The following is a 10449-nucleotide window of genomic DNA, read 5'->3' on the forward strand; positions in this document are numbered from 1 at the left end:
GAACTGACGCACCCTACGCTCATTGTAAAATAAAGACGCAATCGAATTTAAGATAATTAATTATGAGTAATGTTACGAGCGATCGCACTCCGCAGGTGAGCGTAGTAATTCCGGCTTACAACTGCGCGGATTACGTCGGCCAAGCCGTAGATAGCGTTCTGCACCAAACCTATGCTAACTGGGAAATTATTGTCATAGACGACGGTTCCAAAGATGACACTAGATTAGTTTTAGAGAAATATGGCGATCGAATTCGCTACATTTACCAACAAAATCAAGGAGTTTCGATTGCCAGAAATCACGGCATCGAGCTAGCGCGAGGAGAATTTATCGCCTTTCTCGATGCTGACGACTACTTTTTTCCCGACAAATTAGCAGCACAAATGGCTGTATTTGCAGCGCGACCAAATCTAGGAATAGTTCACAGCGGCTGGCGTCTAGTTAATAGTATAGGCGAACCGCTAAAAGATGTCAAACCCTGGCAAAATGTCCCTAAATTAGACTTAGAAATGTGGCTGCGATGGAAACCAGTATTACCCAGTGCGATGGTATTTCGCCGTCAGTGGTTAGAGCGCGCCGGCGGATTTGATCCTCGATTTCCCCCGGCGGAAGATACAGATTTAGTGCTGCGTTTAGCCTTAATGGGATGCGAAGCAGAGTGGTTGCAACAAGTAACTGTTTGCTACCGCCAGCACGAACAAAGCGCCATGTACAAAGGTTTACCGCAGGCTAAATCCCTCGCCGCAGTCATGGACAATTTTTTTGCCCGCCCCGAATTGCCGGATAAAATACGTTTGTTGGAAAAGCAAATCAAGTACAGTACCTTAGTTTGGATTGCTTGGTATTTGTACCGCACCGGTCATTCTGTTGAGATGGTAGAGTTTTTGCAGCGTTCTTGGAATTATACGCCTTATTTGCCTGTGGAAACAGTAATTAATTGGGCGGAAGCTTTCGCCGAGTTTTCCCAGGATGCGGGAAATGAATTCGATGCAGATTTATTAGCTCAATCTCCCGAGTGGCAGCAGTTAATGCAGTGGATTATTCTCGGTACGCCAGCTTGATTGAAAGCTTTTCCATTGCACTGATATCGTTTACGGTTGCATAGGAATTATTTAACCGCAGAGAGCGCAGAGGACACAGAGGAAGAGAAGAGAGGCTTTTCGCATTTCTGGCCATGTAAAACCTGCATAAACTTTATTAGGCTTCAGTTTGAGTTTCTGCTTCAGTAAAAATTGGTGGCCACAGTTCAGAAATTGGCAATTCCCAACCAGGGAAAAGTTCGGCGACTGTCAAAATATCTTCATTTCCCAACACAATTGGTTCACATTCCTGACGATAAACTGTAACAGTTTCTTCGTCCGGGTCAATCAGAATTCCCACTTGTGCTCCGAGTTCTAGAAAATTTAGAATCTTTTTTTCTAGCGGTTTAATGCGATCGCTCTGTGATTTAATTTCTACTACGAAGTCTGGGACTAATTCTCCGAAATAACGGGGACTTTGCCTGAGACGTGCGGCTCGGACAAAAGAAACATCAGGTGCTGTAAGGTTAGCATCAGGTAAAATAAAGCCGCCTGCGGAGTCAAAAACTCGACCCAAACGGCGGGGATTCACCCAAACGAAGAGAAAGGCACTCAAGCGAATGCCAATTTCGCTAGATACAATGTCTGACGGGCCCACAATGATAATTCTCCCGCTTTCTAGTTCAACTTGATAGTCTTGACCGGCTTCTTTGAAGGTTTTTTGGACTTTTTCTAAGTCTTTAAGTGTCATCATACGATTTTAGATTTTAGATTTTAGATTTTAGATTTTAGATTTGATATTTTAGATTTTAAATTTAAACTTTTATAATTTTCTGCAACTGACGCACTCTAAATCATATTGGTTATTGCTTATTTTGTCAGGTGCGTCAATCTATTTTAGAATTGAAGAATTATCTGCAACTGACGCACCCTACAGGTTGGTTATTCCTTAGCAGAAAAGGAGTTGCCGCAGCTACAGCTTTGGGCGGCATTGGGATTGTGAAATCGGAAACCTCCGCCCATCAAGTCTTCTGAATAATCCAATGTGAGCTCATTGAGATATTTTAAGTGCTGGGGGTCGATCGCAACGGAAATTCCCTCCGACTCGCATACAGCGTCTTCTGGGGCTGGCGCATCGTCAAATGCCATTGTATAAGACAAACCGGAGCAGCCGCTCGATTCCACGCCCAGGCGAAATAAAGCATTGGGGTTCGGATGCTTCGACTTGAGGCGCGTTACTTCTGTTGCTGCTGTTTTGCTCAGATGAATCATTATGAGTAATTGGTAATTTGTAATTGGTAATTTGGTAAGTAATGTTGAGTTTTGAAAATATAGAGTGTGCCTAGCCGTGTACATTACCCAGAGAATGTAAAGTGCGCCGCCGCGCACCTTACCCCTATATTTTTAGCAACTGGAGTTACTTAGCCTTTTCATTACGAGCATAATCGTCTTGAAAGCGGATAATATCATCTTCTCCGAGATATTCGCCATTTTGCACCTCAATTAAAACTAGGGGGATAACTCCCGGATTTTCCAGGCGGTGAGAAGTGCACTGAGGAACGTAGGTAGACTGATTTGTAAACAGAACTTGTTCAGTTTCGCCACAAGTAACTTTTGCAGTACCAGAAACCACAATCCAGTGTTCGCTGCGGTGGTGGTGCATTTGCAGGCTGAGGCGGTGTCCCGACTTAACTTCGATCCGCTTAATTTTATATCCTGGGCCTTCTTCTAGAGTCGTAAATGAGCCCCAAGGCCGCAATTCTGTAGCGGCTATTCCGTTGGGTGCTGCAGGTGCGTGCAGGCTAGATACTTGAGAAATTTCTTGAATCTGAACCATGATTTTTACTCCTTGAGGATTGCTTGCTGAATCCTTTGGTAAACGACGTTGTTTTTTGAGATTAACTAATCTATAGTTAAAATCGAAGCCCACCTGCGGGGACTGGTTAGCCGACTGTATAGTTTTGCAAGAGTTGTGCTCAGCCCGATCGACCTGCCTTAACAACCATAGCAAAACCAACATAGCTGTTGTCACCTGTTATTCGCTCGATCGCGCCAATCTACATCAAATCTTCATAGAAAGGGCGCTGGTTCTTGAATATTGATTAAAGGTTAATCCTAATCCAGCTCTTGAGACTGCTGCTGCAAAAATTCTAGCACCTGGTTAGAGACCCTCTGGGATGAAACCTGGTTGAATAGTTAGACTTGAATAAGTTTGGCTAAGTTCTCTGAAGCAGTGATAAGTAAACCGAACGTCGTAGAGTTTTTTCAATTCTGCAACCAGGGTGGGAGAAAGCGGACGAAAGCTATCCAACCAGGCTTTGAGTCGATCGACTTTTTGCAATTTTTCAGAAAGGTTCATCGCGGATGAGAAGGCAAAATGCTGGTGGAGAATGTCACCCAGACGCTGAGGATACAGTCGCATTAACAATGCTATAAACTCATTTCTCAAGAACAGGCTTTCCGGCCTGTTCCACAGAGAGTAAATTTTGTGGAACAGGCATCTTGCCCGCCCTTGAAAAGCTTATTAACAATAGTGCAAGATGTGAGTTGGTATCGGAATTACTCATCTCTGTTCCTCTGCGCTCTCTGCGGCCTCTGCGGTTTAATAATTCACATAATTGAAGAGTCTTTAAGCATAAATATTTAGACCTCCGGGTTCCATAGTTAAGTGATCGGCTTTAACTATTTTTTTACTCGAATATAAAAAGCTGGGATTTTTTGGTAACTCTACCTAATTGAGTAGATCCACATATAATACATGATACTAGATCGATCGGCATCCCACCCTCTACTCTAGATCAACATCTTTTCACCACTTTGAGAGACACATCAAAATGAACAGCAACGGACTGCCACAAAAACAAGGCTTGTACGATCCGCAGTTCGAGCACGACGCTTGCGGAGTCGGATTCATCGTACACATGAAGGGTAACAAATCCCACGAAATTGTCGAGCAGGCACTGACAATCCTATTGAACCTCGACCACCGAGGCGCGTGTGGCTGCGAACCCAACACCGGAGACGGGGCGGGGATTTTGATGCAGGTGCCCCACAAGTTTCTCAAGAAAGTAACGGCGGGCCTCAACATCGAACTTCCCGAAGCCGGCGAGTACGGCGTTGGCGCGATTTACTCGTCGCCAAATCAAACTGAACGCGAAAACGGCAAACGCATTTTTGAGGAAATCGCCGCAGAAGAAGGCCAAGAAGTGCTGGGCTGGCGCGATGTTCCCACGGACAACTCGTCCCTCGGCGACACCGCCAAATCTAGCGAACCCTTCATGCAGCAAGTGTTCCTCCGGCGGGCCGCAGGTATCGATGAGGCGGCTTTCGAGCGGAAACTGTACGTCATCCGCAAGCGTGCTCACAATGCCATCCGCAGGACTAACACAGACCCCTACTGGTACAATTCCACTCTCTCCTGTCGGACGATCGTCTACAAAGGAATGTTAATGCCCGTGCAAGTCGGCGATTACTATCCCGACCTGCACGACCCCGACATGGAAAGCGCTCTAGCCCTGGTTCACTCGCGCTTCAGCACGAATACTTTTCCGAGTTGGGAACGATCGCACCCTTACCGCTACATCGCCCACAACGGCGAAATTAACACGATGCGTGGCAACATTAACTGGATGCACGCGCGGCAATCGCTGTTCGAGTCGGAACTATTCGGCGATGACTTAAAGAAAATCCCCAATTTAATCAATATCGAAGGCAGCGACTCGACGATTTTTGACAATGCTTTGGAATTGCTGACTTTGGCTGGGCGTTCTTTGCCACACGCTGTAATGATGATGATTCCCGAACCTTGGACAGCCCACGAGTCGATGAGTGACGAGAAAAAAGCTTTCTACGAATACCATTCTTGCTTGATGGAACCTTGGGACGGCCCAGCTTCGATCGCATTTACCGATGGTACTTCGATCGGGGCCGTGCTCGATCGCAACGGTTTGCGCCCTTCCCGCTACTGCGTTACCAAAGACGACTTGGTAATTATGGCATCGGAAGCCGGAGTTTTGCCGATCGCCCCAGAACGAATTGTATCAAAAGGTCGCTTGCAACCGGGGCGGATGTTCCTGGTAAATACCGAGGAAGGCCGCATCGTCTCTGACGAGGAAATTAAAACCAAAATCGCTACAGAACACCCCTACCGCCAGTGGATCGACCAGCACATGGTCGAAATCGCCAAACTGAAAGATGCGCCGGCAGTAGCAGAACCTCATCCCGAAACATTATTGCAGCGGCAAATGGCCTTTGGCTACACCTTTGAAGAACTGCGGTTGCTGTTAGCACCGATGGCAAAAGATGGTGTGGAAGCTGTCGGCGCGATGGGTGCGGATACGCCGCTGGCGGTGCTTTCTAATCGACCAAAACTGCTTTATGAATACTTCCAGCAGTTGTTTGCTCAAGTTACCAATCCGCCGATCGATTCTATCCGCGAAGAAATTGTAACTTCTGCCGAAACTACGATCGGCGCTGAACGCAATTTGCTCAAACCAGAACCGGAAAGCTGTCATTTGATTGAACTGAAAACGCCGATTCTCAGCAATGAAGAATTAGCTAAGCTCAAACACGTAAATGAGGGCAATTTCAAGTCCGTCACCGTACCGATTTTGTTTGACCCCAAAAGCGGTGTAAAAGGTCTTGAACAAGCGTTAGAAGAGGTTTTTGCAGCAGCAGACAGCGCGATCGCCTCCGGGGTGAATATCCTCATTTTGAGCGATCGGGGTATCAGTCCAGACCAAGCCGCAATTCCGGCGCTGCTGGCAGTTGCGGGCCTGCACCACCACTTGATCCGTAAAGGTACGCGCACGCGGGCGGGACTCGTACTCGAGTCCGGCGAACCAAGGGAAGTGCATCACTTTGCGACACTGATTGGATATGGTTGCGGCGCGATTAATCCGTATTTGGCTTTTGAGACGATCGCCGATTCGATCCGCGAAGGATTGCTGCTAAATGTCGAGTACAAAACAGCTTGCAAAAACTACGTTAAAGCGGCAACAAAAGGTGTGACGAAAGTTGCCTCGAAAATTGGGATTTCTACAATTCAAAGTTATCGCGGCGCGCAGATTTTTGAGGCGATCGGCTTGAACAAATCCGTAGTCGATAAATACTTTGCTTGGACGGCATCGCGGATTGAAGGGGTAGACCTCGAAGTAATCGCCCAAGAAGCAATTTTACGCCATAATCACGCATTCCCAGACCGCCCATCCAGCGGACATACTCTCGATGTTGGCGGCGAATATCAGTGGCGGAAAGAAGGCGAAGCGCATTTGTTTAGTCCGCAGACAATTCACGCACTGCAAAAGTCGGTGCGCGAGGGCAGTTATACGCTTTTCAAACAGTATTCTGGGCTGGTAAACGAACAAAACCAGCAGCATTTTACCTTGCGCGGTTTGTTGCAATTCAAGCAGCGGGAATCGATACCGATTGAGGAAGTTGAACCGATCGAATCTATTCTCAAACGCTTTAAAACTGGGGCGATGAGTTATGGTTCGATTTCTAAAGAAGCCCACGAATCGCTAGCAGTAGCGATGAACCGCATTGGTGGCAAATCGAACACCGGTGAAGGCGGCGAAGATCCCGATCGCTACACTTGGACGAACGATCGGGGCGACTCGAAAAACAGCGCGATCAAACAAGTTGCTTCCGGGCGTTTCGGCGTTACCAGCTTGTACCTTTCCCAAGCGCGGGAACTGCAAATCAAGATGGCGCAAGGCGCGAAACCCGGTGAAGGCGGACAGTTGCCCGGTAAAAAAGTATACCCGTGGATTGCGAAGGTGCGAAACTCGACTCCGGGTGTGGGATTGATTTCGCCTCCTCCTCACCACGACATTTATTCGATCGAAGATTTGGCCGAATTGATTCACGACTTGAAAAATTCCAACCGGGAAGCGCGGATTAGCGTCAAACTCGTGTCGGAAGTTGGAGTCGGGACGATCGCGGCGGGTGTTGCTAAAGCCCACGCCGATGTCGTGTTGATTTCCGGCTATGACGGCGGTACGGGCGCGTCGCCACAGACTTCGATCAAACACGCGGGTTTACCTTGGGAATTGGGACTGGCGGAAACTCACCAGACTCTGGTACTCAACAATCTCCGCAGCCGGATTGTCGTGGAAACAGACGGTCAAATGAAAACCGGCCGCGATGTAGTAATTGCTGCACTACTTGGCGCTGAGGAATTCGGTTTTGCGACCGCGCCGCTGGTGACATTGGGCTGCATCATGATGCGCGTGTGTCACCTGAACACTTGCCCCGTAGGCGTTGCGACTCAAGATCCCCTGTTGCGGAAAAACTTTACCGGCGACCCAGAGCACACGGTAAACTTTATGACTTTCATCGCGCAGGAAGTCCGGGAAATTATGGCGCAGTTGGGCTTCCGCACGCTGAATGAAATGGTGGGGCGGACTGATGTTTTGGAACCTCAGCAAGCGGTGGAACACTGGAAGGCTAAGGGTTTGGATTTCTCGAAAATCCTTTATCAGCCGGAAGTTGGGGCGGATGTCGGGCGCTATTGCCAGATGGCGCAGGATCACGGTTTGGAAAAGTCGATGGATATGACTGTGTTGTTGGATTTGTGCAAAGGTGCGATCGAAAACGGCGAAAAAGTACACGCCAAACTGCCGATTACCAATGTCAACCGCGTTGTCGGCACAATTCTCGGCAACGAAATCACCAAACGCAACTGGGAAGGTTTGCCGGATGACACGGTGCACCTGCACTTCCAAGGCAGCGCCGGGCAAAGCTTTGGGGCTTTTGTGCCCAAGGGTGTCACCCTGGAGCTCGAAGGCGAAGCTAACGACTATTTGGGCAAGGGGCTCAGCGGCGGCAAAATCATCCTGTATCCGTCGCCAGCTTCTACCTTTGTCGCGGAAGAAAACGTGATTGTCGGTAACGTAGTGCTTTACGGCGCGACATCCGGCGAGGTTTTCATCCGAGGGATGGCGGGCGAACGTTTTGGGGTGCGTAACTCCGGCGTTAACGCAGTAGTTGAGGGTGTTGGCGATCACGGTTGCGAGTACATGACTGGCGGCAAAGTTGTAGTTTTGGGCGAAACCGGGCGCAATTTTGCAGCGGGTATGAGTGGCGGTGTGGCTTACATTTTGGATGAGGCGGGGGATTTTGCTACTCGCTGCAATATGTCGATGGTGGATTTGGAAAAATTGGAGGATGTTGAGGAAATTAGCGATTTGCGGCAGATGCTTCAAACTCACGTTGATTTGACTGGAAGTGCGAAGGCATCGAAGGTTCTGGCAAATTGGGACTCGATGGTGCCGGTGTTTGTGAAGGTGATGCCAAGGGATTATAAGCGGGTGTTGCAGGCTATTGAAAGGGCGATCGCATCGGGTTTAAGCGGTGATGATGCGCTGACGGCTGCGTTTGAAGAAAATGCTCGCGATGTCGCCCGGATTGGCGGCAGCTAGTATTAGTATGGGTGCGTTACGGCTACGGCCTAACGCACCCTACAAAACTATAATTAACTCAAGCATGGGTTTCTCGAAGCGGGCGCGAAGCAAATTCATACGGATCAAGTCAAATAATCTCATATTCAAAATATCTTAGGCGCTGACCATGAGTGATTTTCAATCTTTAAATTATGACAACCAATTTCTTAATCTAGCTTCAGAAAGCGGAGCTGATTACACTCAATTACGCAATTTTTTAGCAGAGGGCAAGTTTAAAGAAGCTGATTGCGAAACTAAACAAATTATACTTTGGGTAGCGTGCTGTGAAAAATTAGGCTATTTAGGGCATTCAGATTGGGTAAACTTTCCTTGTACAGACCTCCAAACAATTAACCAACTTTGGGTAAAATACTCAAATGAGCGTTTCGGATTTTCCGTACAAAGGTCTATTTGGCAACAAGCGGGAAAAGATTATGACAAATTCTGCGAATACGTTAAATGGGATTTATTTAATAGTAGAATAACCTATGAACTCCGCGCTCCCCTTGGTCATCTTCCCCATACTTTTGTATATTGGTTAGGACATAGAAGTGTCATCCTCCCTGGTGGAAATAGCTGGGGATTGGGATTGCATTGGTTAGATTCCAAACTATCTGCTTGTCATCTATAAAATAATTATCGTAAATACAGAAGTACAGAAAATTGTGCAAGGGATCAACTAATCGAATATCCCAAACTAATCAAGCGTATTTTGACCGAGTATATAGAATTGTGCAATAATCGCCCTTCTCAACAAGACATCGAGACATTCTTGATTACCGACGAAGAAAACGGTCACTACATCTGGATGAATCTTGGCTGGCTAAAGGGCGATCGCATTACCTGTATCACTGTTTACGTTCGGATTCGCGATGGTAAATTCTGGATCGAGGAAGACTGGACAGAAGATGGGATTGCAACGGATTTGGTGCGTGCAGGAGTTCCCAAGGAAGATATTGTGTTGGCATTTCACGAGCCTGCAATGCGACAGTACACAGATTTTGCAGTAGTTTCCTAGTAATTTATCAAACTTTAAATTGCTGTTGACCCACCCGTTGGATATAATATTGTTACTAGATTGTAGAAGAGCAATCAAAAAAAAGGATAATTATGACCGTCGAACAAGCCATTTTGGAAAATGTGAAGGTCTTATCGCCAGACCAACAACAAGAAGTCTTAGCTTTCATCAAATTCTTGCAGTCCGATAAATGGGAAGATATCTATAAAGGACGCTTCAAAGAACTGCAACAAAAAATTCGTCAAAACACTGATATCGATCCCGATGATGACCCCACTGAAACTGTCATAGAAGGGATTCAGCAAGGCTTCCATGAGGCAATTACCGGACAAACTCTCCCCTTGTCTCAACTGTGGGATGGCATTGATGACAATTGATCCACAACCGATCCAAATTGAACTTACCCCCCGATTTCAACGAGACCTGCGAACTTTAGCCAAACGCTATCGCAACATTCGCAACGACATTCAGCCTGTAATCGAACAACTTCAAGCGGGGGAACTTCCGGGCGATCGCATTCCGGCAATAGAGTACGAAATTTTCAAAGTCAGAATTAAGAACAGCGACATTCAAAAAGGCAAAAGCGCTGGCTACCGTGCTATTTATTACCTCAAAACTAGCGATTCGATCGTTTTGGTGACTATCTATTCTAAATCAGACCTATCAGACATCGCCGCCGAAACAGTTCGAGAAATTCTAGCCCAATACGAGCAACAATTTCCCGAATCAGAAGAATTATGAACTATCAACTTTATTCAGATGTCATCTTGCTGTGCAACCTTCCTGAAGAAGGACTTGATGCTGGCGAGATCGGTACGGTTGTAGAACAGCATCACGTTGAGGGACTAGAAACAGGTTATAGCCTTGAGTTATTCGATTTGTTGGGGAATACTGCATTGGTGACAAGTTAAGACTGTAAGTCTTTTGTCAAGAGGCTTTTAGAGAATTGTTGAAAAAAAACTGGTCAGAC

The 10449-nt window shown here is 47.0% G+C and carries 11 protein-coding genes; 7 read left to right on the forward strand and 4 right to left on the reverse strand.

From position 1 onward, the window contains the following. Positions 1-62 precede the first annotated feature (62 nt). A complete protein-coding gene (locus tag QUA03_RS19755; protein WP_333214215.1) occupies positions 63-1061 on the forward strand; it encodes a glycosyltransferase in 999 nt (332 codons plus the stop codon). A 136-nt stretch (positions 1062-1197) separates the two neighbouring features. Here QUA03_RS19755 and QUA03_RS19760 read toward each other — a convergent pair whose 3' ends face one another. The 4 genes from QUA03_RS19760 to QUA03_RS19775 form a co-directional block, all read right to left on the reverse strand. After that, on the reverse strand, positions 1198-1770 hold the full coding sequence (locus tag QUA03_RS19760) for a Uma2 family endonuclease (protein WP_333214229.1): 573 nt from the start codon (positions 1768-1770) through the stop codon (positions 1198-1200). A 191-nt stretch (positions 1771-1961) separates the two neighbouring features. After that, the gene (locus QUA03_RS19765) at positions 1962-2291 is read right to left on the reverse strand and encodes an iron-sulfur cluster assembly accessory protein (protein WP_333070615.1); all 330 of its coding nucleotides are present in this window, start codon (positions 2289-2291) and stop codon (positions 1962-1964) included. 145 nt (positions 2292-2436) lie between these two features. Continuing rightward, on the reverse strand, positions 2437-2856 hold the full coding sequence (locus QUA03_RS19770; protein WP_333214217.1) for a phosphomannose isomerase type II C-terminal cupin domain: 420 nt from the start codon (positions 2854-2856) through the stop codon (positions 2437-2439). Positions 2857-3180: 324 nt separating this feature from the next. After that, a complete protein-coding gene (locus QUA03_RS19775) occupies positions 3181-3441 on the reverse strand; it encodes a hypothetical protein (protein ID WP_333214219.1) in 261 nt (86 codons plus the stop codon). 412 nt (positions 3442-3853) lie between these two features. Between QUA03_RS19775 and gltB the strand changes: the two genes are divergently transcribed. The 6 genes from gltB to QUA03_RS19805 all read left to right on the forward strand — a co-directional run bounded on the left by gltB (position 3854) and on the right by QUA03_RS19805 (position 10390). Then, positions 3854-8440 (forward strand): glutamate synthase large subunit, encoded by a 4587-nt coding sequence (gltB, locus tag QUA03_RS19780; RefSeq protein ID WP_333214222.1) that lies wholly within the window; start codon positions 3854-3856, stop codon positions 8438-8440. Between the two features lie 148 nt (positions 8441-8588). Further along, positions 8589-9092 carry a GUN4 domain-containing protein gene (locus QUA03_RS19785; protein ID WP_333214223.1) on the forward strand — a complete coding sequence of 168 codons (504 nt, stop codon included), beginning with the start codon at positions 8589-8591 and terminating at the stop codon, positions 9090-9092. Between the two features lie 51 nt (positions 9093-9143). Further along, positions 9144-9479: a XisI protein gene (locus QUA03_RS19790; protein ID WP_333214231.1), complete on the forward strand. Its 336-nt coding sequence runs from the start codon at positions 9144-9146 to the stop codon at positions 9477-9479. A gap of 92 nt (positions 9480-9571) precedes the next feature. Continuing rightward, on the forward strand, positions 9572-9856 hold the full coding sequence (locus tag QUA03_RS19795; protein WP_228049972.1) for a DUF2281 domain-containing protein: 285 nt from the start codon (positions 9572-9574) through the stop codon (positions 9854-9856). After that, the gene (locus tag QUA03_RS19800) at positions 9846-10220 is read left to right on the forward strand and encodes a type II toxin-antitoxin system RelE/ParE family toxin (RefSeq protein ID WP_333214225.1); all 375 of its coding nucleotides are present in this window, start codon (positions 9846-9848) and stop codon (positions 10218-10220) included. Before QUA03_RS19795 ends, QUA03_RS19800 begins: the two co-directional genes overlap by 11 nt. Then, entirely contained in the window at positions 10217-10390 is a 174-nt protein-coding gene (locus QUA03_RS19805; protein ID WP_333214227.1) for a DUF4926 domain-containing protein, read from the forward strand. The genes QUA03_RS19800 and QUA03_RS19805 overlap by 4 nt, the downstream gene beginning before the upstream one ends. Positions 10391-10449 lie beyond the last annotated feature (59 nt).

Origin of the sequence: Microcoleus sp. S36b_A4 (genome assembly GCF_036700645.1) — a bacterium.
Taxonomy (GTDB): domain Bacteria; phylum Cyanobacteriota; class Cyanobacteriia; order Cyanobacteriales; family Microcoleaceae; genus Microcoleus.

What these genes read in the sequence shown, in the direction of transcription:
- QUA03_RS19755 (WP_333214215.1), top strand. Translation starts at nt 63, where the DNA reads ATGAGTAATGTTACGAGCGATCGCACTCCGCAGGTGAGCGTAGTAATT.
- QUA03_RS19760 (WP_333214229.1), bottom strand. Translation starts at nt 1,770, where the DNA reads ATGACACTTAAAGACTTAGAAAAAGTCCAAAAAACCTTCAAAGAAGCC.
- QUA03_RS19765 (WP_333070615.1), bottom strand. Translation starts at nt 2,291, where the DNA reads ATGATTCATCTGAGCAAAACAGCAGCAACAGAAGTAACGCGCCTCAAG.
- QUA03_RS19770 (WP_333214217.1), bottom strand. Translation starts at nt 2,856, where the DNA reads ATGGTTCAGATTCAAGAAATTTCTCAAGTATCTAGCCTGCACGCACCT.
- QUA03_RS19775 (WP_333214219.1), bottom strand. Translation starts at nt 3,441, where the DNA reads ATGCGACTGTATCCTCAGCGTCTGGGTGACATTCTCCACCAGCATTTT.
- gltB (WP_333214222.1), top strand. Translation starts at nt 3,854, where the DNA reads ATGAACAGCAACGGACTGCCACAAAAACAAGGCTTGTACGATCCGCAG.
- QUA03_RS19785 (WP_333214223.1), top strand. Translation starts at nt 8,589, where the DNA reads ATGAGTGATTTTCAATCTTTAAATTATGACAACCAATTTCTTAATCTA.
- QUA03_RS19795 (WP_228049972.1), top strand. Translation starts at nt 9,572, where the DNA reads ATGACCGTCGAACAAGCCATTTTGGAAAATGTGAAGGTCTTATCGCCA.
- QUA03_RS19800 (WP_333214225.1), top strand. Translation starts at nt 9,846, where the DNA reads ATGACAATTGATCCACAACCGATCCAAATTGAACTTACCCCCCGATTT.
- QUA03_RS19805 (WP_333214227.1), top strand. Translation starts at nt 10,217, where the DNA reads ATGAACTATCAACTTTATTCAGATGTCATCTTGCTGTGCAACCTTCCT.